The 22,260-nt window shown below is 38.4% G+C and carries 23 protein-coding genes and 2 pseudogenes; 14 read left to right on the top strand and 11 right to left on the bottom strand.

Annotation, left to right across the window (positions count from 1 at the left end):
- Positions 1-26: 26 nt before the first annotated feature.
- The 5 genes and pseudogenes from HQN88_RS06830 to HQN88_RS06810 all read left to right on the top strand — a co-directional run.
- Positions 27-365: pseudogene (locus HQN88_RS06830) on the top strand (toprim domain-containing protein); the annotation flags it as partial.
- A gap of 182 nt (positions 366-547) precedes the next feature.
- Entirely contained in the window at positions 548-2,182 is a 1,635-nt protein-coding gene (locus HQN88_RS06825; RefSeq protein ID WP_173109460.1) for a tyrosine-type recombinase/integrase, read from the top strand.
- Positions 2,182-4,248, top strand: coding sequence for a site-specific integrase (locus HQN88_RS06820; protein ID WP_173109459.1), 2,067 nt, complete (start codon positions 2,182-2,184; stop codon positions 4,246-4,248). The genes HQN88_RS06825 and HQN88_RS06820 overlap by 1 nt, the downstream gene beginning before the upstream one ends.
- 9 nt (positions 4,249-4,257) lie before the next feature.
- Positions 4,258-6,642 carry a site-specific integrase gene (locus tag HQN88_RS06815; protein WP_173109458.1) on the top strand — a complete coding sequence of 795 codons (2,385 nt, stop codon included), beginning with the start codon at positions 4,258-4,260 and terminating at the stop codon, positions 6,640-6,642.
- A complete protein-coding gene (locus HQN88_RS06810) occupies positions 6,643-7,086 on the top strand; it encodes a hypothetical protein (protein WP_173109457.1) in 444 nt (147 codons plus the stop codon). It begins immediately after the preceding gene.
- A 43-nt stretch (positions 7,087-7,129) separates the two neighbouring features.
- Here HQN88_RS06810 and HQN88_RS06805 read toward each other — a convergent pair whose 3' ends face one another.
- Together HQN88_RS06805 and HQN88_RS06800 are read right to left on the bottom strand one after the other, a co-directional pair.
- On the bottom strand, positions 7,130-8,125 hold the full coding sequence (locus tag HQN88_RS06805; RefSeq protein WP_173109456.1) for a DGQHR domain-containing protein: 996 nt from the start codon (positions 8,123-8,125) through the stop codon (positions 7,130-7,132).
- A gap of 26 nt (positions 8,126-8,151) precedes the next feature.
- Positions 8,152-8,628, bottom strand: coding sequence for a DUF6042 family protein (locus tag HQN88_RS06800; RefSeq protein WP_173109455.1), 477 nt, complete (start codon positions 8,626-8,628; stop codon positions 8,152-8,154).
- A gap of 180 nt (positions 8,629-8,808) precedes the next feature.
- On the opposite strand from HQN88_RS06800, the gene HQN88_RS06795 reads away from it, so the two are divergent.
- Both HQN88_RS06795 and HQN88_RS06790 read left to right on the top strand, forming a co-directional pair.
- A complete protein-coding gene (locus HQN88_RS06795; protein ID WP_173109454.1) occupies positions 8,809-9,171 on the top strand; it encodes a helix-turn-helix domain-containing protein in 363 nt (120 codons plus the stop codon).
- Between the two features lie 474 nt (positions 9,172-9,645).
- The gene (locus tag HQN88_RS06790; RefSeq protein ID WP_274318785.1) at positions 9,646-9,819 is read left to right on the top strand and encodes a DUF2642 domain-containing protein; all 174 of its coding nucleotides are present in this window, start codon (positions 9,646-9,648) and stop codon (positions 9,817-9,819) included.
- A gap of 67 nt (positions 9,820-9,886) precedes the next feature.
- Here HQN88_RS06790 and HQN88_RS06785 read toward each other — a convergent pair whose 3' ends face one another.
- Together HQN88_RS06785 and HQN88_RS06780 are read right to left on the bottom strand one after the other, a co-directional pair.
- Complete coding sequence (locus HQN88_RS06785) at positions 9,887-10,699, bottom strand: cytochrome c oxidase assembly protein (protein WP_173109453.1); 813 nt, start codon at positions 10,697-10,699, stop codon at positions 9,887-9,889.
- Positions 10,689-11,201, bottom strand: a complete 513-nt coding sequence (locus HQN88_RS06780; RefSeq protein WP_173109452.1) for a DUF2243 domain-containing protein — start codon at positions 11,199-11,201, stop codon at positions 10,689-10,691. Before HQN88_RS06780 ends, HQN88_RS06785 begins: the two co-directional genes overlap by 11 nt.
- Before the next feature lie 143 nt (positions 11,202-11,344).
- Between HQN88_RS06780 and HQN88_RS06775 the strand changes: the two genes are divergently transcribed.
- The 4 genes from HQN88_RS06775 (at position 11,345) to HQN88_RS06760 (ending at position 13,894) form a co-directional block, all read left to right on the top strand.
- Entirely contained in the window at positions 11,345-12,487 is a 1,143-nt protein-coding gene (locus HQN88_RS06775; RefSeq protein WP_173109451.1) for a zinc-dependent alcohol dehydrogenase, read from the top strand.
- Between the two features lie 328 nt (positions 12,488-12,815).
- A complete protein-coding gene (locus HQN88_RS06770; RefSeq protein WP_173109450.1) occupies positions 12,816-13,046 on the top strand; it encodes a spore coat associated protein CotJA in 231 nt (76 codons plus the stop codon).
- On the top strand, positions 13,043-13,309 hold the full coding sequence (locus tag HQN88_RS06765; RefSeq protein WP_173109449.1) for a spore coat protein CotJB: 267 nt from the start codon (positions 13,043-13,045) through the stop codon (positions 13,307-13,309). Before HQN88_RS06770 ends, HQN88_RS06765 begins: the two co-directional genes overlap by 4 nt.
- A 15-nt stretch (positions 13,310-13,324) precedes the next feature.
- Positions 13,325-13,894, top strand: a complete 570-nt coding sequence (locus HQN88_RS06760) for a manganese catalase family protein (protein WP_173109448.1) — start codon at positions 13,325-13,327, stop codon at positions 13,892-13,894.
- Positions 13,895-13,983: 89 nt separating this feature from the next.
- Here the strand turns inward: HQN88_RS06760 and HQN88_RS06755 are convergent, their stop codons facing one another.
- The 5 genes from HQN88_RS06755 to HQN88_RS06735 all read right to left on the bottom strand — a co-directional run bounded on the left by HQN88_RS06755 (position 13,984) and on the right by HQN88_RS06735 (position 19,037).
- Entirely contained in the window at positions 13,984-14,754 is a 771-nt protein-coding gene (locus tag HQN88_RS06755; protein ID WP_173109447.1) for a hypothetical protein, read from the bottom strand.
- A 441-nt stretch (positions 14,755-15,195) separates the two neighbouring features.
- Positions 15,196-15,789 carry an RNA 2',3'-cyclic phosphodiesterase gene (thpR, locus tag HQN88_RS06750; RefSeq protein WP_173109446.1) on the bottom strand — a complete coding sequence of 198 codons (594 nt, stop codon included), beginning with the start codon at positions 15,787-15,789 and terminating at the stop codon, positions 15,196-15,198.
- 432 nt (positions 15,790-16,221) lie between these two features.
- A complete protein-coding gene (locus tag HQN88_RS06745; RefSeq protein ID WP_246320063.1) occupies positions 16,222-17,436 on the bottom strand; it encodes a bacillibactin exporter BcbE in 1,215 nt (404 codons plus the stop codon).
- 131 nt (positions 17,437-17,567) lie between these two features.
- Positions 17,568-18,086 carry a DUF3231 family protein gene (locus HQN88_RS06740; protein WP_173109445.1) on the bottom strand — a complete coding sequence of 173 codons (519 nt, stop codon included), beginning with the start codon at positions 18,084-18,086 and terminating at the stop codon, positions 17,568-17,570.
- An 87-nt stretch (positions 18,087-18,173) separates the two neighbouring features.
- Complete coding sequence (locus HQN88_RS06735) at positions 18,174-19,037, bottom strand: MBL fold metallo-hydrolase (RefSeq protein ID WP_173109444.1); 864 nt, start codon at positions 19,035-19,037, stop codon at positions 18,174-18,176.
- A gap of 274 nt (positions 19,038-19,311) precedes the next feature.
- On the opposite strand from HQN88_RS06735, the pseudogene HQN88_RS06730 reads away from it, so the two are divergent.
- Together HQN88_RS06730 and HQN88_RS06725 are read left to right on the top strand one after the other, a co-directional pair.
- Positions 19,312-20,379, top strand: a pseudogene (locus tag HQN88_RS06730) (ribonuclease J).
- 52 nt (positions 20,380-20,431) lie between these two features.
- Positions 20,432-20,623, top strand: a complete 192-nt coding sequence (locus HQN88_RS06725; RefSeq protein WP_173109443.1) for a hypothetical protein — start codon at positions 20,432-20,434, stop codon at positions 20,621-20,623.
- Between the two features lie 71 nt (positions 20,624-20,694).
- Here the strand turns inward: HQN88_RS06725 and HQN88_RS06720 are convergent, their stop codons facing one another.
- Together HQN88_RS06720 and HQN88_RS06715 are read right to left on the bottom strand one after the other, a co-directional pair.
- On the bottom strand, positions 20,695-21,552 hold the full coding sequence (locus HQN88_RS06720; protein ID WP_173109442.1) for a manganese catalase family protein: 858 nt from the start codon (positions 21,550-21,552) through the stop codon (positions 20,695-20,697).
- Positions 21,553-21,647: 95 nt separating this feature from the next.
- Positions 21,648-21,947: a WGxxGxxG family protein gene (locus tag HQN88_RS06715; protein WP_246320062.1), complete on the bottom strand. Its 300-nt coding sequence runs from the start codon at positions 21,945-21,947 to the stop codon at positions 21,648-21,650.
- Between the two features lie 172 nt (positions 21,948-22,119).
- Here HQN88_RS06715 and HQN88_RS38045 point away from each other — a divergent pair, with 172 nt between their 5' ends.
- On the top strand, positions 22,120-22,245 hold the full coding sequence (locus tag HQN88_RS38045; protein WP_274318786.1) for a hypothetical protein: 126 nt from the start codon (positions 22,120-22,122) through the stop codon (positions 22,243-22,245).
- The last annotated feature ends 15 nt before the right edge of the window (positions 22,246-22,260 follow it).

The raw sequence follows: 22,260 nt of genomic DNA, 5'->3' as shown, positions 1-22,260 counted from the left end.
AATCATATGATAGGAGCGATTTGTGGTTGAAGACATTAATTATTGCGGAAAAACCCGATATGGGCCGAAACATAGCTGCCGCAATAGAACCAAAAGCCAAAAATATGAGGTCTCATCTAGAAGGTGAGCAATATATCATCACGTGGGCAATCGGACATTTGATTGAGCTGGCGGAACCGGATCATTATGACGAAAAATATAAAAAGTGGAATATTAATCATCTTCCGATTATCCCTTCTGAATTTAAGTTAATTCCTAACCCGCGTACGTATGATCAGCTCAAGGTGATAGCGGAATTAGCGAAGAAATGCAATCAACTCGTTAATGCGTGCGATGCGGGGCGAGAAGGGCAGCAAATGGGAAGTAGACAATGAAATATTTAGAAACCCCTTCTGTTATCTTACGGAAGGGGTTTATTATTGTTGTAAGAAATTAAGTCTTTGTGTAGAATTAAGGGAGAATATGTAAATGAAAATAAGATTGAATATAGTATAACCTAATTATTATATACAATATAATGAATAATGATACAAAAGGGGGACCGGGATTGGGATACAAAGAACTCTTGGATAGGGCGGCATTAATGACTGAAACAGTTAGATTAGTTTCTTATGCCCGATACTACAAGTCGCTTCAAATAAATGGTTTATATTACGTACATCAAGTAGAAGGAAGCAATGCCATTGCCATATGTGGACCAGATCATAAAACGCATCATGAATCAACTACATTTTTATTGAGTCAGCTACATGATAAGAAGTGTCAAATTAAAACAGTAGAGGGACACGCTCGTAATTTAAAGAAGTTCTTAGACTTTATAATGTTTTGGTTGCTAGAAGACGAAATGGAAATTATACATCATATACCAGTAAAGTCTGGTGGGACTTATCCACTTGAGGTAATTCTCTTAGGGTTTACTGATTATCTGCGATGTATACCAAATGGGTATAAGCCATTTTCAGAATTAAAGGGTTCAAATCATAGTATACAGTGGTCAATGTTAAAAAGTATTCCTCTCAATAAGTATGCAATGGCTGAGGGGAAGGTAATGCCAGCAGTTCGAAGTGATCATAACCAACTTAAGAAAGCAGACTGGTGTGAATATTCTCCAGGTGCACTTGCACCTGTCCTATACACAGCTTGTGCTTATTTGGAATTTTTACGAGACCGTACAAAGCGGTATGAGAATTTACCTATAGAACAAATTCCTAGAAAAGAAATAAGAGAAAGCTACTCTTTGATATCTGGTACTGCGGGTAGCCGAATACGCATCGTTTTTGATGTTGAGAATCTAGCACGTGACTCTGGAACTGCAGGTCCAAGCGGTGGAAAGGGTCGTCAAGGTACGCCAATTGATCGTTCTGAGGTTATAAGCGAAGTTGAAGCGAATATTTTCTTCAGATTTTTGAACCCTTATGAAGATGCACAAGACCTTCTTTTATTCACTATTTTAAGATACTTTGGTTTACGACCTGGGGAAGCAGCTAACATCCAAATTGATGAGTCTACTCTCCCAGCCAATCTTGATATGTATCATAGCTCAAGAGAAGCATTAGTTTTATCTTTGCGTGGGAATATAACATTCATTCAAGAGAACGGGTTACATGGAAACTGGGTCATAAAAACTGGGTGGAAAACGAAAGCGTCGCAAAGAGAAGTACCGTTAATAAATCACAAGGCAATTGATCCCTACTCTGGAGATGAAATTTCTTTTCCTACACAAGATCAGTTTACAGATATACTTTACTGGGCACTTGTCCAGCGAAGTGACTTGATGTCGCATAACCATGGAAAAGATCATGGTTTTTTGTTTGTTTCGGGTTCTAATAATTCGAGAGGAAATCCATTAAGTGAAAAGGGAGTATACAGTAAATTTAATAAACTAGCCAATAAATTATGGGGAAATTCTCAGTATTTAATGGATTTACGATCTTATTATCCTCATACTTTCAGACACCTTTTTGCAACCTCTTTGTGCCTTAGATATCGCAGACCAATAGAGGAGATTAGCAAATGGCTTGGGCATTCATCAGTAACAATAACGCAAAATAGTTATATTCATTGGATTCCAGAAACAAATACAGAGATTGAAAAGGGTGAAGTAGCGCATATGAGTAAATTGTACAAGGAACAATCTGATATTTCAGAGCGTGCAATGTTGAGTAAAGGGGAAGAAGTTTAGTGTCATTAGAATGGGTTCCCTTGGCTGCGTTTCGCAGATTTCTGAAAGAAACACTCAAATTAAATAATGTGGCACAAAAATTTTTTCCAATGAAGAATGCTGTAATTCAACTTCAAGCCACCTATCCTAACCCACATGATTGGCTTGCAATCAAACCTGAGCAAAGATTGTCCTTTCGAGTAGGGGGTTCTCATGAGCTCTGGTACATTATTTTCTGGGTTTGGGATACTGGCTACTGCAATGGCGATGATCAAGAGGCACTCACTCGACGTACAGATATTATTAGATTTTTATCTACAAGAGGGCGTGTAAACCTTGCTAATTTTCCTGTAAAGTTAGGACTGCTTTCGAATTCTGAAGAGGACTTTATAAGAAGTAAGGATAGCTGCTCTAAAAAAGGTTTGTTGAACAAACTAGCTATTCATATGATAAGTGTCATGAAGCCGTTAAAACAATTTACAGAAGATGAAGTAGCTCTAGCAGATCTGATGCGACCAAATGATCAACGCTACAATGTCAAGAATTTAAAAGATCTAATTTTTGAGTTGGGACATTCAGAAATACCTGGGAAGAGAAGACATAAGACATATTTTGATGAATGTTGTTTACATCCCGTATGGGGTAATGTGTCAGAAGAGTATCGTCAGCATTTGATGCGTTCAGAAGCTTTAGATTACTATATTCGTAAGGCTGGAGCAGCTTTATTAAAATTTTATTCTTGGCTTGATAAACGTAGGGAGCATGATGCTTCTCTTCTTGATTATGAAGACTATCTAGATTTGTTTGATTATTTTTCGCGAAATGATGAAGGTAATAAATACTCTAACAAATACATCGGCAATAGCTTAAGCTTTATCAAAGCATTTATGTTGTGGGGAATTGGTCTGAATTCCTTTTTTCCGAAACAATTGGACTGGCCAAATGATGTGTATTCAGGTATACATCGTGAGGCTCAAAGAGAGACGTATGCTGGCGACGGTTTAGCATTTGATGACCCTGAATTTCCTTCACTTATGAAGGGAGCGATTGAAAATTATATACCTGAGGACGACTTAGAAGCATTATGTCGTGCGTTTTGGTTAATTATAGCTTCTTCGCCGGTACGTAAAACGTATCTGCTTAACTTGCAAGTCGATGATTGTGTATTACCTCTACCAAATGCACCAGCTGCAATTGGTTTATACAGTCCTCATGCGGGTATTGAGAAGGCTAAGCATAGAAATGGTCAGTTTCCAATTTTAGATTCTAGCGGTTTAATGGCTTTAAACTTTTTAAAGAAGAGAGCAATGGAAAATGAATTACGTCCGATGTGGAATGAAAGGGCAGAAGCCTCTTATGTTCACTTGTTTCAGCTCAAAGAGTTTCCATGGCTATTGAATGAAAAGCAAATATATAAGTTTTTTGACAAAATCGCTGAATTTATTGGACATAAAGATAAAAAAGGGAAGGCTCACGGATATAGACACTATCTTATAACACATATTTCGATTGAGACTGGAAGTAGTGCTTTAGCTCGATTAGCTGCAGGGCACGAAAATGAAGCGATGTTAAGTCGTTACCTAAGAAGTAATCTCTCTCGTAAAGCCTTGCTATTCGCAACAATGAAGAAGTATCAAGATGGTGAAATTGCAGGTCGATTTATTTGGCGTATTTTTGAAGCACTTACCGATAATCAATCTGAACCAGATGAGTTGATAAAGGCACTGGGATCAGAAGAAATTACTTTAGATGAATTTTTTACAAACTATGGTTTACCTGCACCAACAGGTGTAGGTAAGTGTCTCATTCAGGGAGCATGTTTATTTGAAGCGAAATGCTTTTCCTGTCATCATTATGCAATAAGAAAGAGCGAAGTAGATCAAGCTTTCCAAACACTTGCTAGATTAACTAAAGGAATGTGGAACATGATGAGAGGAAGTAGAGACTTTACTACTCAAAATTCGAAAGCAGCTGGGTTAATGACACAAATAGCACTGCTCGGAGATATGATTCGACATTTCGGGTACTCAGAAGATCAAATTCAAGAGGAAATTGTTCATCGAATCTCAAATGTTTACATTAGATAGGGGGAAACCATGTCTTTGTCATTAGCCCGCACAAAAAGCAGTGATATCCCTATTTTTGCTAAGAGAAAGGGATTTAGTGAAACTTGGAAACATCTAACTAAATCAGAATACATAATGTATAGAAATGAAAAAAAGTGGCCAGTTGTTGAAGTTTTGTTGTCCTTACCAGTAGCAGAACTATCACAACCTAGTAATTTCCCCAAGTTATCAGAAATACAAAAAGATTACGTATTACTTCTTGCTTTTTTACAACGTGGAATTCTTCCTATTGAACTAGCCTTCCCTCAACGTATCAATCTTATTAAATTTCCATTCTCTAAATTACCCAATTTTCTTTATTTCGATGAGTTATTTGAACGTCACTATCCTTCGATTTATCAGATGGATAGTGAAAAGTGGATTATGAAAGCAAAAAAAAAAAAACCTTTACTCCAAACGGTTGCATGCTTGTGGTTTGCAGGCTATGCACTTAAAGATGGTCTTGGGGGAAGTGGAATAATAACAACATCGACGTTAAATGAGGCAAGAAAGATTGCAAAATATCATAAAAGCAGCTTGGCTATTCTTGGTAAGATGCTAGCTAAAGAGGTGGAGTCCCCTGTTGAAGTCAAAGCTCTGATAAGATTCAATGACGCTGAGAAGAATCTTTGGATAGCCGCGGGGATATTTTCTACCGAAACGTCTTTTGTAAAGAGTTTAATTAATTTTGTATTCTCCTACTTGGTTGGACGTGTAGATGGAACGGTAGCGGAGGATTATTTTGATGACGAGGGGATATTACTGTTTCGATATGGCAAGAAAACGATAAGCCAAAATTATTGGAAATCGATAGTTAAGTACATTCGTTACTTCGCAATTCGAGCTAAGTCTTTAAGTATTAACGATCTAAATGAAGATTCTATTATTAAGGTATACAATGAAATAAATAGTCAGATGAAAGGACAAGTTAACAAATCAAGCTTTAGAGTGGCAATTCGGCAATGGCTCCGTTGGTTAAAAAGAACAACAAATACTCGTTATAATATTGACCGAATAGTACCTACCCCTAAGCGAATATTGTCAAAAAACCATGGACGCGTATTTAGCATGTCAAAAGCTTATATTTTTGTACAGAATCTGCTTAATAATCAAAGTGCTCTATTTAATGAGAATGACTTAATGGATTATCGCTATAGAAGAGGATGTTTGTTAATCCTATCAACTGCAGCTAGGCCAAATGAAGTTGTTAATCTGCTTCAAGAGGCAATAACGATAGATTCAAAGGGGGATTATTGGATAAGATTTCATAAAACTAAAACAATTCGAAATCAACCAGTTAAGAAGTCATTCGAATGGGTTCATCAAGTTACTCTTAAATCAGATGCTCTGAGATGGTTTCATGAATTATTGCATTTTGCTCCATCTAAACCTTTGCACTTTCCCGTTGAATGGGGTGGTGACGATCTTACTGAATTACGTTTATTTGCTACAAAACATAATGATGCTCCTATTCGAGCTGGCGGTTTTTACAATTTCTTAGCGCGTATTCAGAGAAAGATTTGGCCAGAGCTAGCTAAACCTTATTTCACGCCACACAATTTAAGGGCACTTCACCTTACATATCGTCAAATAATAGGTGATAATGACTTGTTATTGGAGCGTCAAGCAGGACATAGTCACCCATCTTCCAAAAAGCCATATACACAAACGATGCCAGCTGAAGAAGTGGGTAAGTTTGCTGATATTTTAAAAAAAGGGGTGTGGGGAAAAACAAAACATGAAACTACAAATGTTGATGAACAGAGCTTTTCAGTGGATGAGAATACTAATCTCGATGAGATTACAAAGATATCTAGCAAGTTTATGATTACACCATCTAAACTTGAGGAAGTTTTCAAACTTACACAGAAGGTCATGGAGGCTGCCCCTCTTAAATTTCAAGGAAATGTATTTGAATCAGAAGAAGAGCTCTCAGAGAGTGTTGTAGGGGGCTATACACATAACTGCAACGCGCATGTTTTGCTAAATTGTGGACACACACCAGGGCATTGTCGAGCATGTGATTATTATAGTCCTGATAAAGGATCGGAGGATGCACACCGAGTTGAAGTTTTCCGAGAGATGTTACATTACTATTACTGTATCGAAGCTGAGAAGGAATTAAAATCCACAGGGCAACGAAGAATGGTATTCCAGAAGGCTGATGATATAAAAGAACGTCTAAGGACAACAGAAATCAAACTGTGGGTTGATAAGTTTGGAATTAAGCCCAATGAAGCGAAGAAGCTGCATACTATGCTCTGGAAAAAGGCTAAAAGCTATTTTACACAAGAATCAAAACTTAAACCGAAATCAATACCTATGCCAAGTACAGAGGAGATACTAAAGTTCATAGATAATGGGGAGATGACATGATTGGCGCGTACTTCATCATTTTCCAATAGTGATTTAACTTGGGAATGCTCGCAAGTGAAAAGAAAGTTACTTAATGATGCCAAAAAGGGTCGAATAACTCGTGTTTCTAAATCCGTTGTTTTTGAATTGATTGCTGCACGTCCACGAATTGGTTTGAAAAGCTCACGAATGCTTTGGGCAGGCCCACAACGAGAGTACCTGGAAAGTTGGTTCGTTAAATTGGAGGGAGAGCTTCAATTGATTTTTGACTCACATTCTGATGCAGACCCATCTCAAACTCGATCAGAAGAATTGTCAAAAAATTATGCATTATTAGAAGCAAAAGTGACACATTTGACGGATCTGGTTGCAACGTATAGGGATGCCTTGGAGAAATTACGTATAGAAAATGCAAAGTTAAGGGAACTTACTATCCTTCGCTTTGGACATATTGATGGAAATTAACAGAAATAAATAAATGGGGTGGGACTCGTTGGCCCCACCCCATCTAAGAAAGCATACGTTCTTCAAGATCCATCGCTAAGCTTTTGGATCCATTCATTCCTTTTATATATTTTAAGGGTCCTGAAGCTGACCAATCAATTTTACCTAATTTAATAACTGCTTTAGTAATTCCATTATAGTCAAATTGACGCTTAGACTCAGTCGAGCAGTTAGCGAGAATAGTAGACCCTGCAATGGAAAGTGCATCTAAACAAACAATATGTGTTAATCGATAACTGCTGTAATCAAGCCACTCTTGTGGAAAACACTCCTTTACAGCATTGTAGAAAGTCAACGCCATAGTTAATTTATCTTCTCGTGAATAGAATGAAACCTTAGGATTTTTGCTCAATAAATGTAAGGTTCTATACAAATTCTGTAGAGTAATATGACGTCCTTTGTTTCTCTTTCCAATAATACTCCCGATATTATAAAATGGACTTTCAGCTCGAATAAGGAGTTCAGTAGCTATCCAGCTCATGTCATCAGAATCTCTACGTAGATATTTACTTAATGAGGAGCCAATCCCTTTAGCTTTTGTATTTATCGTATTGAAGAGCCGTATTTCTTCATCTTCATCAAGACAATGAAAAGCAAGAAATGGAATGTTTATCTCGGCATTGGTTTCTTGTATATATCTTTTAATTCCACCTAGTCGGTGCTGACCGTCCATTAATGAAGCTTTGCCTTTACTAATGATTCGACCAAAAGAAGGACGTTGCTTATCGTAAGCTGAGAACTCCCATTGACCTCCTGCGTTGAGTAATATGGGAGTAAATAAGGCATCCTCACCTTTAGATAGGTAAATTGCAAAATCATTACATCTTTTTGGATCAACAGGCCTTTGGTAGCCCTTACCTGAGGGATCATCAAAAGGTTTGACGAAAGTCATGTTTAAAGCGACAGTAGCTGGGACATGACTTTGATATGCCACTTTTCCACGAATTTTGCATTGGATAATATTTTCAATCACAATTGGACTTGCTAGTGTGCTGTTCATGATGTCTTCACTCCTGTGATTTTCTGTTATTTTAGCTTGTCAGTTACTTTTGGGAATGGTCGTATAACCAAATCGAGTATGATATTTCCAGATTTATCGTTCTGTTGAATTAGGAATCCAAGTTGAAGAAACAAATCGATAACTTCTTCCATCGTATTTGGATAAAATAAACCATTTTTCTCTAGATTTTCTTTTATCAAAAGTTCACGAGAGTAGATAAGAGTATACTCGTTTATTTGATATTCTCTGCTGAACAATATATCTACATTCTCAAAATTACAAAAAAGATGATCGCTATTATGAGAGCTAAGATACTGTACAGTGTCTTCTCTTGTAAATTCTTTTGAGACACAGTAGCTAATTTGAGGGAGTGTACTAATATTTGCTAAAGGGAGAAATTCCGCCCATCCGTTCTCATAGAAACTTTTAGGTAAAATGCAATGATCAGCGGTTATCAAATTTAATTTACTAAGCAATCTAACTGTGATTTTCCCTAGATGCATTCTAAAGAAAACCACCTTCCTCAGAAAAATCACCATATTCAACGTTATGAAAAACTCTCAACAATAAAACTCACCTCGATAGCTATATAGGATACGAATACATATATTGTATCACTTAAAAGGTTTGTTAACAATTAAATTTATACCTTAAAAGTGATAGTAAATAATGGGGGTAACTGGATGTCAAATTTACAAGTGATTGTAGGGGAAAAGATAAAGAATTATAGAAAGATAAAGGGATTAACGCAACTGGAGTTAGGAACCAAAGCTAATATAAAACAAGGATATTTAGGCGATGTAGAAAGAGGTGCGAGAAACATATCTTTGGAGTCATTAGAGAAAATTATGGGTGCACTCGACCTAAAACCAAGTGATTTATTTGGTTATCATGAAATTGATCTCAAGGATGCAAATTATGAATTAGAATCAGTTATTCAGAAGCATAGTGAATTTCTTAGAACCAAAAGAGTTGAAGATGTAAAGATGATCCATAGGATCTCTCTGGAAATTTTCAACTCATTAGAATGGAAACCGAATGAGTGATGTATGAAACGTGTTTTTTAACATTTATTTATTGTTCAAATGTGATTATTCGTATATTAACTAATGCAACCGGAAATACCGCTTCTTTAGGGATCGGTATTTGGCGTATTATATCTAAGAAATCTAACGAGAAACGTTAGTTAAATTAACATTTTTTTCATAAGGCACAGTATAGTTTAAATTGCCCCCTTTAAATATTTAACATAGACCCTGACCCTCAGCCCAATGCTGGGGGCTCTTTTTGTTATTTTCAATTAAAGGACACTTAAATATAATAATCCAATCCCAACGTAGGGAAATTCGTTTAATTCATCTAGTTGCTTCAATTTTTTGGGTAAGTGGCGAGGGAAATATGAATGGAAATACATTAGGCAACCCTATGAGTCAAATCCAATTAATCAGCCAGCGTTCGTGTCGCAGAGACCAGTGATGCATACATAAATTATTCCAATTACAGGAATTCCTCAGCCTAATATGTATATCAAACAACTTGACCCCATGTTTGTACAGCATATAAGCAGACACCGAGGTCAAGAAATTGCTATAATGACGACTGCTGGAAAGGTAGAGGAAGTTCTCGCTGGAATTGCTGCAGACCACATGCAATTGAATTTAAAAGATCGTGCCATACATATTAGAATTTCATAGATTATATTTTTTGTTGAAGGTCCTTTAGCCTCATATCGTTAAATAAAAAAAGCCATGCAAATAAGTTTTATTTTTTTGAATTATAAAGTTCTAATTTTATTGGTGGAAGTGCATGACGGGAGTGTACTGCTTTAAACCAATGTGTGAAAAAGATAATAAGGATACAGATGTTAATGGCATCGCCTCCATAATACATGAGTTTAACGCCGTTTGCTGCTTGGACTGCTGAAATATCATTTGGTGAGTTTACATACAAATATTTCGATAAGATTTCATGTGCAGCCATAGCTGATACAAACGCAATGGAACGGTACACGAAGCTTGTTCGATGTGGAGGTTTGTCGATGTAAATCATTGAAATCGTGAATAAGTAACCTGCCGAGAAGACATGAAGATGCACAAATAGAAATAATATCGAGGAATAGTGCATCCTCGCATATAAGTCTGTCGTGTATAAAATATAAAGTCCGCCGATGTTAAGGAGGGAAGCAACGTAAGGATCACTAACTATGCGGAAAGGCAAGCTTTTGAGAATACGTGCGAGTCTGCGTGAAAGACGTATGGGCAGGCTCCTTAAAATGAGGGTTACTGGCGCAGCAAGCACAATAAATAGTGGAGCCAACATTCCAAGAAGTAAATGGCCTAACATGTGAGCTGTGAAATTCATATGAGCTAAATGGGCTAAGGGGCCAGCAATAGATAGTACCGCACAAAGTGTGCCAAGAAACCAATAAAGAGCGCGCGCGACGGGCCAGCTGCTGTAAGTACGACTGGAATTCACCGCAGCGTATAGATAGAGAATAATTGCACTTAGACCTAGCAATATGAGGAGTAAGTCAGAATTAACATCGATTCCATGCGAAAGGTGTTCATTCGACATGTGAAGCATCTCTCCCTAAATGTTCATCGCGTAATTCTTTCCATGAGTGTAGTGTAAGAACAATTCCAACGAGTAGCATGATACTAGCTCCAATATTCCAAACCATATCATAAATAATCACTTTTGGGGTGTATCGGATTTGGTGAAGACGCATGATTTTGTGTTGCACGGTTCCATCATAGAGTTGGAAAGAGCCACTGCCTAGGAAAACTCCTCCAATCCACCTTTTGAGGTGTAACGCTTTTCGACGGCGCAGGTCCGCAAACATAAACAGCGATCCAATAGTTGCAAACCAACTGAACGAGTGAAACAAACCATCTGAAATCAAGCCGATTTGGGTTGTGGATTTGTCGTAAAAATGATGCCAATGCAGAAGTTGATGAAATACCGTTTCATCAATAAAACCGACTAAACCGAGGCCAAATAAAATACCGGACCACAGATTGCGGTTGGCATACGAAGTCAAATCACTATCTTTCTGAATCAGGTTCGCTGTATTCATTCGCAGAATTCCTTTCCTATTTGCTACCTTTTTTCTTCCTCCTAATTTGCCCATTTATTGATGTTGTAACCACGTTTGGCTTCAACATGATAATAAAGAAAGCAGAAGAGAAGAATAATTGCATCTAAGAAAGGGAGGATAAAATGAAAGCGTTAACCTACCAAGGAATTAGAAATGTGAAAGTTAAAGAAGTGCCTGATGCCAAGCTACAGAAATCGGATGATATTCTGGTTCGTATCACAACTACTAGCATATGTGGCTCGGATCTTCACATCTATAATGGGGAAATGCCAAATATGCGAGACGACTTTATTATTGGCCATGAGCCAATGGGAATCGTGGAGGAAGTAGGAAAAGATGTAACCAAGGTGAAAAAGGGAGACCGCGTCATCCTTCCTTTTAATATTGCATGTGGTCAGTGTTGGTACTGTAATCATCAATTAGAAAGCCAATGTGATAATTCCAATGATTATTTACATGGAGATACAGGCGGATATTTCGGTTATTCCGATACATATGGCGGATATGCAGGCGGACAAGCTGAATTGCTGCGTGTTCCTTATGGAAACTTCGTCCCTTTCAAAGTGCCTGAGGGTGCTGAAATGGAGGATGAGAAAATCTTATTTCTCTCTGATATTATTCCTACTGCGTATTGGAGTGTGGATCATGCAGGTGTTAAGGCTGGTGATACCGTTATTATTCTAGGCTGTGGACCCGTGGGTTTGCTAACACAGAAATTTGCGTGGTTAAAAGGTGCAAAACGTGTTATTGCAATTGATCATGTCGATTATCGTTTGGAGCATGCGAGTAAAACAAATCAAGTCGAAGTTTTTAATTTTAAAAAACAAGATGTTCTGCTTCAATACTTAGCTGAGCTTACAGGTGGTGGAGCAGATGTGGTAATTGACGCTGTCGGACTGGATTCTGAGAAAACCTTTGTGGAGAAAATAGAAACGATGCTAATGCTCCAAGGCGGTGGACTCGGTGCATTCCGGATGGCAGCTAAACTGGTGCGCAAAGGCGGCACGATTCAGGTAACTGGCGCTTATGGAATGAATTATAATGCTTTCCCTTTTGGTGATTTATTTAGCCGCAACATTACACTGAAAATGGGTCAAGCGCCAGTCATTCACTATATGGCTGAATTATATCGCCAAATCAAGGCAGGTGTATTCGATCCTACCGATATTATTAGTCATCGACTGAAGTTGGATGATGCGGAGCATGGGTATAGTATTTTTAATAGGAAGGAGGATCAGGCTATCAAGATTATATTGAAACCTTAACCTGATCAGGTAGCTAGCCATAATCATTTGAGTAGGAGGGCGGAGATTAACGGCGGACCTCTCACACCACCTTACGTAACATTCGTTCCCCTTTTTAAGGCTTTATCTTTTGGAATTCCTAAAGATAACAGCCTTTTTTTGTTTTTAAGTTTCTTCCATTTTTGCAAAGGCACATACGTAATCTCATCATATTTCTTTCCTAGGCCTAAAATGTTGAGACAACGTTTTGGTACTTGATAATCTAACAAAATATGTGGAACAAGTGATTTTGGTCAAGTTATACAGCATATACCAAACCATATAAGGTATGAAAGGAGGGGTCGAGCGTATGCAATCTCAATTCAAAAAATATTACCCGTACATAAGCCCATACGACCCATGTCCCCCCATTCAAGTAAAATGGTATAATACGCCGCCTCAGTTGTATATGCATGTTCAACCGGCTGGTCTACCGCAATTTAGTCCGTATGAAGCTTTACGATTTGGGACATTATGGCCAGCCTTGTATGGACCCTATCCAATGGTGCAGGAGCAGCTAAGGGAGGTCGATCAATTATGAGTCACCATGTGCTTCCCAGTTCCTATTACACTCAACTGCGCGACTTACAGGCTGTGGATTTCGTCTTGGTGGAGTTGACGCTCTACTTGGATACACACCCTAATGATCAAAACATCATTCAGCAATACAATCATTATGCTCAGAAACGCATGCACATGGCTGGAAAGTTTGAAATGGAATTTGGCCCACTGATGCCCTTTGGACATAGCTTTACGAGTCAGCCCTGGCAATGGGTGGAGACACCTTGGCCATGGCAAGTTTGAGAAGGAGGTCAGCCGATGTGGATTTATGAAAAGAAGCTTCAATATCCCGTGAAAGTTAGTAAATGCGATCCTCGAATGGCTAGAATGCTTCTTGAGCAGTATGGAGGTGCAGATGGTGAACTCGCTGCGGCACTCAGGTATTTAAACCAACGATACACAATCCCAGATAAGGTCGTGGGATTGTTGACAGACATTGGCACAGAGGAATTTGCTCACTTAGAAATGATTGCAACGATGGTTTATAAGCTTACTAAGGATGCCACTATTGAGCAATTAAAGGCCGCAGGTCTTGATGATCACTATGTCGGCCATGATAGGGCGCTGTTCTATCAGAATGCTTCTGGCGTTCCATGGACAGCTGCTTATATACAAGCTAAGGGAGACCCAATTGCTGATTTATATGAAGATATAGCTGCCGAGGAGAAAGCAAGAGCGACATACCAGTGGCTGATAGATTTAACCGATGATGTGGATTTGCAGGACAGCTTAAAATTCTTACGTGAAAGAGAAATTGTCCATTCTTTGCGATTTAGGGAAGCTGTCGAAATTTTGAAGGATGATCGTATGGAGAAGAAGATTTTTTAACGGTTATCCGGATAAAGTGACTTTAAAAAAGGACTTTCATCTCCCTAAACACTAGAGATGAAAGTCCTCAATTTATTTATTCGACTAAATTAGTTACTGGTATATCCGAAGTGCGCGATGACCGGTTGTGATGATTGTATTGATCCTTGTTGTGGATATCCACTATATTGGGAATTCTGATCTTGGTAGCCGCCGTAATGAGAGTTAGCATTAAGCTGGGATGTATAGTTAGGCTGAATGCTGTTCTGGGAATTCTGTGCTTGATAGCCACCGTAATGAGAAATGACAGGCTGTGAGGGGTAATGAGAGTTAGCAGATATTTGAGATGCATAGTTAGGCTGAATGCTGTTCTGGGAATTCTGTGCCTGATAGCCCCCGTAGTGAGAAATGACAGGCTGTGAGGGGTAATGAGAGTTAGCATTTATTTGAGATGTTTGGTTTGGGTGAAAACTGTTCTGAAAATTCTGTGCCTGGTAGCCGCCATAATGAGAAATGACCGGTTGTGAGGCGTTTTGAGAGAAAGCATTGATTTGGGGGGATGCATGGTTAGGCTGAATGCTGTGCTGAGAATTTTGTGCTTGGTAGCCGCCATAATGAGAAATGACCGGTTGTGAGGCGTTTTGAGAGTAAGCATTGATTTGGGATGCATGGTTAAGTTGATTGCTGCGCTGAGAATTTTGTGCTTGGTAGCCTCCGTAATGAGAAATGACTGGCTGTGAAGTATTCTGTGTAAATGCGTTGTCCTGTGAATTTTGAGTCTGATATCCGCTGTATTGAGAAATGACCGGGTCATGCGAAGTATTAGAATTAGCGTATCCGTTTGTAAAAGACGATTGAGATGCATTGGTGAATTGATTCATTTTGAAGTCCCTCCCAAAATATCTAAATTGGCCTTTAGAGCCTACATTATTATTAGGAAACAGCCTGCTTTTATCCTGTGAATAATTGGTTATTTATCCGTACTTAATCACGTGACACATCGATGTTATGAAGTGGACTTCCCAAGATATTTATAACAGAAGGGGATTATGACTTAACAGAGTAATAACCCAAGGGATTAGCTTCCTTTGGGTTATTGTTTATTTAGAATTGATTCCTAACTACTTCGTATAACAGAAGAGAGTGAGCTAACTTCTCATCCGCATTTATTTTCCCTCCATAGCAAAGTAAATTGGAAAAGAAACAGCTGTTGCAATGCTCAATGAACTAGCAATTAAACGTGCAGAGATGAACGATTTATTTTTCAAATTGAAAAACCTCTTGAGAAAATGATGTATCAAACCGTCCACCTGTTCTGAAGTTCATTCAGACTTCGAATCATCGTCAAAAGTAATAGCTTCATACATTGGCCGTTTGTTTAAATGACTCCGGTAAAGCATAACTTCATTTGATTCCCACGAAAGTAGGTCTTCTGGGGAAGAATTAAGCATTGTAAAAGTACTCAACTTATTACTATCAAATGAAGTCTTGCCTATGTAATTACGTGCAAGCGTTAAGTGTGGGTGGAAATTACGATCTTCAATAGAAAAGCCAAGTGGCGTAAGTGTGTCGGTTACCCGTTTCTGTAAGTTGCGAAGCCCTTCTACGTCGCCGCCAACACCGGCCCACAGCACAGAAGGCTGGGTTGATCGCCCGAAAAAGCCGAGGGGTTCCATACGAAGAGAGAGTGGACTAGTTACTGTCATTATTTCATGCAGAACTTGGTTAATACGAAAGACACTTCCTGACGGTGTATCTCCGAGAAACTGCAGTGTAATATGCAGGTCCCCAGGATGAACCCATTTACGAAAAGACAGATGTGGTTTGATTTGATCGATCCAGCTGGCGAAAGCATGCTTAATTTCGGGCGGGACCGGTACAGCAACAAATAATCGCACTAGATTGACTTGATTCATTATAGCCTCGCATTCATCATATGGTGTTTTGTTCAGTTTTAGCATACCCATTATTTGCTCACACTGATTCATTGTCGCAATGCATGAACACTTCATAACTATTGTTTTTAGAAACTTCCAATAAACATAACCTAGTACTCCAATACTGTGCCTGTATTTTTGTAACTAGTCACGTGTTTGTTATCTATTACATTGTTTTCTGGCAAAAGAGAATAGCTTGTATTCATCGTAACTGCTCTCGTACTACTTTTTACATTTAATCTATTAACCGCATAAAAATTGAATGTTAATGTTAGAAGAATAGAAATTGTAACTATGATGATCTTTGTCATGGAGTGTCTCCTTTTTAACATGATATGAATTCAATGTTAGGATGCCCAGATTTAAGTATATAAAATAGGGAAAAAGACCTCCATAAATTGGAGATCTTCTTTACTTTGCAGTCGATCCTTCTTGAATTGGTCTAATAGTGAATAAAGCAAGAAGCGCAGCAACTACACAAGTACCAGAGATACTATAGAACATAAGTTGAGGTGAAAATTTCACAAGAACTGAAGCCAGTGGGGGACCAACTGCAACACCAATGAACCTCATAGAGCTATAGATGGAAGTTATTGTGCCTCTTTCTGCTTTATCTATTCCTTCCGTTATCAAAGAATCTAAGCAAGGTAGAGTAACACCAATACCAATGCCTGCTATACTAATTATAGTAATCAACCAGTATAGGGATTGAACCATACCAGAAACGACAAGAGAGGTAGTTACTATCGCTATTCCAAAAAATGTGATCCACTTCATTAATTTTTTGTTTTTACCAATTTTTCTACCTGTAATGAATGAAGCAAGACATAGTGCAGCAGAAGGGATAGCAATCACGCATCCTTTCCATATGCCTTTAATCTGATATTTGTCCTCCAGTATGTCTGACAAATAAAACAGTGTCCCAAAAATAACAAACATACAGATGCAACCAATAGCAAAAATTGCTGATAACCAACGGCCATTGTTTACAAATATTTGCTTAACATTTTGAAGAAAGTGCCTAAATGTTACTTTTTCTTCATTCCCATCTTTTTTCTTGGGAGATTTAACTAGAAAGGCAACTAATACAGTAGATACCACACACAACACAGGTATGGTGAGAAAGGGTAAAAACCAGACAACGAAAGCCAGCAGCGACCCTAAAATAGGACTCAGAACTTTTCCTAGTGTGTTGGCTGTTTCTACAATCCCGAGGCTTTTACTAACTTCGCTTTCATTCTTGTAAATGTCACCGACAAGTGGCAGCACAATGGGGAAAGCTCCTGCTGCTCCTACTCCTTGTAACGCACGACCTAGCATAATGACCACATAGGGTTGTTCCAGCCACCATGCACCTAAACCAGAAATTAAACCACCAATTCCAGTAATAAGTAAACTGGGGATAATGATGATCTTCCTGCCAAAACGATCCGACAAATACCCAGCAATCGGTATAAGTATAATGGCTACTGCAGAGTAAACCGTAATTAATAAGCTCACTTGAAACGAAGTTATATGTAATTTGTTACGAATTGAAGGTAGAACGGGAATAAGCATGGAATTTCCCAAAGTCATAATCAATGGAATGGATGCAATTGAGATAATGCTCCATTTATTTTCTTTCAAGATTCAATACCTAACCTATTTGTCGTCGTCCGACTTTCACCCATAATTCAACCTCCTCAAAGTAGCATGTATGGGTTAATAAGTGAGCAGAAATTCTGCTCACTTATTTTAACTAAAGATTTAAATCAAAACTACGCATTTACTGTTTCAGGCCTTTTTATTTGTAGTGGAGGAGGAACAAGCCAACCTTTTTCTTTACTCATCTCAAGTATTTTAAGGCCTAGTGCCGTTTTAGTTATATGGTATTTTGCAAATAAAGCGCCAATATCAACTCTAATGGATTGGCCCATAGCTTGGCTGCAGGCAACCAATCCCAATGAAACGTCAGCAGCAATTTTGGCTGCAATCTCGGGATCAGCGAATCTTGCACCGACTGGGATATCCTCGAGTTTAACTGCCGGTCTATCAGGCATTGTTGGAACTGTGGCAATTCCGTTATCAATAAGTATTTTATCTAATTCTTTTATTTCAAGATTTGCTTGATCAATGAGACCGTCGAGTATCTTTTTAAGATCTTTGTCTCCTGAATGATTTAAATATGCTTGATAACAGGATACAGCTCCTTTAGCCACTGTGGATGCTGTCCAAACACTAAATATTTCCCCGTAGTGTAGAGGTTCATCTTTTGGATTACCGCTTAAAATTCCCATATGAGTGTAGCTCCTTTTTTTCTAATTTAATGACTTGATTATCATACCCTTGTGTCACTTTACAATTCATGTGCCCATCAATCTATATCAATGAATATTGTTATCTACATAACGGCCATGATCGGGGACAGCTATATTTTTGAAATCCGTTGCCAGTTGTGATAATCCGCACGCCAGTTCCTCACCAGACATAGGTACCCCATGACCGCATATTGCAACACTTGGCTTTAAAGATTCTAGCTTTCTTACAGACTGCTCAGCTGCATGCCAATCGGTTGTAAAGTATACTGGAGGCCCTGTCAGGTGCTTTTTCTGAGTTAAGACCTTGTATAGTGAGTCCTGTTCAACCGTTATAAATGCATCACCAGCAATAAGTGCCCTGTCCTTATCTCGAAATAGCGAGACATGTCCAGGCGTATGACCTGGCGTATGGATCCATCGCCATCCGAACATTCCAGGGATGATGCCATCTGATGGTAAACGATGAACATGACTTCCAAGGTTGATCGGTTCATTAGGAAAGAAAGGTGATAATTTAGCAATAATACCACCTTCAACGGACCCGTCAGGTTCTGGATAATTGGCTTGGCCGGTTAAATAAGGTATTTCTAATTCGTGGGCATACACCAATACATTCCAAGACTCGACAAGGTCAACAACAGCACCAACGTGATCAAAGTGCCCGTGCGTTAGAACGATGGCCTTTGGTTTCGAAGCTACGCCAAAATGATCTTTAACCATTTTCAAAATACGGTTTGCGGATTGTGGCATACCCGTATCAACTAACACCCAATCATCGGCAGTGCCAACCAAACTTATGTTGACGATCTGATTGGTAAAGCAGAATAGATCGTCGCTAACTACTTCACCGACACCGCTTCTAACGGAAGTCATCGGTATATAATTATCTGCCAAAGTATCATCCATATCCCCATAATGAGTATGTTCCATTAGTGTCCCCCCTTATTTTAAAGTGAAATAAACTTCTCGATATTATGTCCAAATATACTTAATAGTTGTAACTTCAATTAGGATAAAGTTACTGTAAAGTGAATTTTTCACTATAACTTTTGGACACATTACAACAGAGGTGATCACATGCGTTGTTTACTTTGCGAGAATGAGCAATTGTTAAAAGGGAAAAAAATGAAATGTTTTATTTGTACGATTATCAAGCGTCGAAATTCACCTAAAATTTAATCGAACAAGCTATGGAGGTTTTTTATTGGAGTCAAATCAGGATAAGCTTTCAATAATTGCCCTCGGTGGTTTAAACGAAATTGGCAAAAATATGTATGTCATTCAAAATAATGATGATCTCATCATTATCGACTGTGGATCTAAATTTCCAGATGAAAGCCTGTTGGGTTATCTCCTACTTGCTTGAAAATAGAGATAAAGTAAGGGGCTTGGTTATAACTCATGGACACGAGGATCATATTGGTGGTATTCCCTATATTATCAAACAGTTGAACATGCCAATTTATGCTACGCGACTTACCTTCGGCTTATTAAGGGAAAACTAAAAGAACATGTGCTTCTTAACACGACTACCTTACATGAAATAGATGCATATTCTAGCCTTATATTAGGGGAAATCCCGTTAAGCTTTTTTCGGACTAACCACAGTATTCCGGATTGCTTAGGCGTTACCTTCAATACCCAGCAAGGAGTAGTTGTACAACAGGATATTTCAAGTTTGATTTAACACCGGTAAATGAGCAATATGCAGATATACATAAGATGGCAGGAGTTAAAGTTATCTACGGCTCCGGATCTGTAACAGGGATGCATGTATCCGGTCATGTAAGTCAGGAAGAATTGAAGCTCATGCTGACATTAATGAAGCCAAAATACTTTATCTCTATTCATGGGGAATATCGCATGCTCCATCAGCACCGTTTATTAGCTGAAGCTGTTGGTGTTGTTTCTGATAACATTTTTATGTTCCAAATGGAAATACGTTGGTTGATGGGCTTGGTATTGGAGATGTAGGTCATATTGTTTTACGAGATCGAAAAGTGTTATCTGAAGACGGTATAATGATTTTTGTGCTTACCCTGAGTATAGCGGATGGCAAAATTGTATCGGGGCTATGTTAAAGAATCCGAGGATTGATGGAAAAAGTACGTCGGATTGCAAGATTGCATTAACTACAATAACACAACTACAAGACGCGAAAACGAACCAATGGGGACTTTATAAGCAAGCTCTTAAAGAAACGATTGGCAAATATTTATATACCCAGATTTATTATTCAGGTTTAACATTCGTGAATAATGGTGGGAAATAACATCATAATATAGCTGGAAGTTCATTCATCGAAAAGGGAAGGTGCAACAACGATGACATCAAGTCGAGGACATCAAGGCGCTCATGGCGCTGGACAAATTGTTGAGCAATTGAACAATCAAGCAGAAGCTGCGGAGCAAATTCAAGGGAGTAATAAAGTAGATGAAGGGATCCTGGCAGCAGCGAACGAACATAGTTCAGAGCTGGATGAAATTTTCAATAATGATACCGATAGCGACAAGTAAAGTGCATTAAAGTAAAAGTAAAATAGGCTTATTCCTGATGATTCAGGTGTAAGCCTATAAGTATGCTTGTTTTAAACATTCATATCTTGCAATCCTGGGCTATGCTCATTTGGCATGTCTGGTAGTTGAGGAACAGGGAATCCCATCGGTGGCGGGGCAACTATTAGCTGTCCTTTATTTCTACTTGGTGAAGCACCTTGGTAGACCTCAGCAATACGCGTATCGTCTAAACGAAAGTTAAATTGAATATTATGATAACCCATCTCTACAAATTTTCTGCATTCAGGATACTTATTTATATCGTAATTAGGAACTGGGAAAAGTTTCCCCCAATCGACACCTAGCGTTTCTAAAGCTTTAGCAAAAGCATTTTGGTGAGCATTATCTCGAACGATGAGGAAGCCAAGAGTCTCCCGGAACGTTTTATTGGAGCTCATTTCATAAATTCTACTTTTTTGAAGTACTCCCGTTGATTCAAGAACTAAATTATCCAACAAATCACTAATTAAATTACCGTGAGAATACACCCATGAACCATTCCATGGGTTACCACCTGCATCTACGGGTAAGGAAGCTTGAGCACCAACAATGTAATGATGGGGATTTGCATGTTTGACGGCTTCATCAAGAGGTGCGCCATCGATACCTGCATTCCCCACAGCTGTGGAGTTACCCGAATCGTTTAGCAGTTGATTTATCGTATTTTGAACCAGTTCCACATGGGAAATTTCTTCTAAAAATACGCCGCGGATTAAGTCACGGTACTGTGTAGCTTTACCTCTGAAATTTGAGCTTTGAAATGAATATTGCATCATAGTTCTCATTTCACCAAATTGTCCACCTAGAGCTTCTTGTAAAACTTTAGCTGCTGCTGGATCAGGTTTGTCTGGAACAATTTGATTAATCAGTTCTTCTTTATAGTAATACATATATTCACTCATTTCCTTTAATATTGGATTCTTGAGGGTGGATAATAAAATATAACCGCCTTAGAAAAAGACGGTTATTTGAAAACTGTTTATGTTTAGGTATGTTCACGATTCCGCTTTTTTAACCCAGCTAAACCGACTAACCCTAGAAGGCCAAGCCAGCCCCAATTGGTATCATTGTCATCGTTAGCAGCATTTGTTCGATAAGTAGCTGTTGAATTTGTTCCATAACCATTATTTGTCCCGTAACTATTGGTAGTAGTCATTCCATTCCCTGAACCATTTCCGTAATTAACCGAACCAGTCATACCTGTATTATCCGCGGCCGATACCCCTGTACATAATAGAAACATGAAACAGATACTTAAGAAAAACGAAAAGGACTGCTTTTTCATTTGGCTTCTCTCCTTCAAATTATTTATTTTGACACCTTTGTTTTCTCCTGTATGTAAATCAATTATACGAATGAGAGAGGACCCAAGAAGTCCACTAAATGGATGGTGTAGATTGTTCATAAAAACATATAATATGAGTGTTACAAATTACTCAGATGGGTGGGCTAACTTTATGACGAACCAAAAAAAGAGTATAGAATCAGCAAAGCAAAAAAACCAAAAACCCAATCAAAATCGCAGTAAAAAAAGCAGCAGCAATAATGGTATCGATGATGCGAATATTAATTCTGGTGGTTAAATAAATAAATTTCAA

The organism is Paenibacillus qinlingensis, assembly GCF_013204845.1.
Taxonomy (GTDB): domain Bacteria; phylum Bacillota; class Bacilli; order Paenibacillales; family NBRC-103111; genus Paenibacillus_E; species Paenibacillus_E qinlingensis.
The sequence above is the reverse complement of the archived record's forward strand: the minus strand, read 5'-3'. Positions and strand labels throughout refer to the sequence as shown.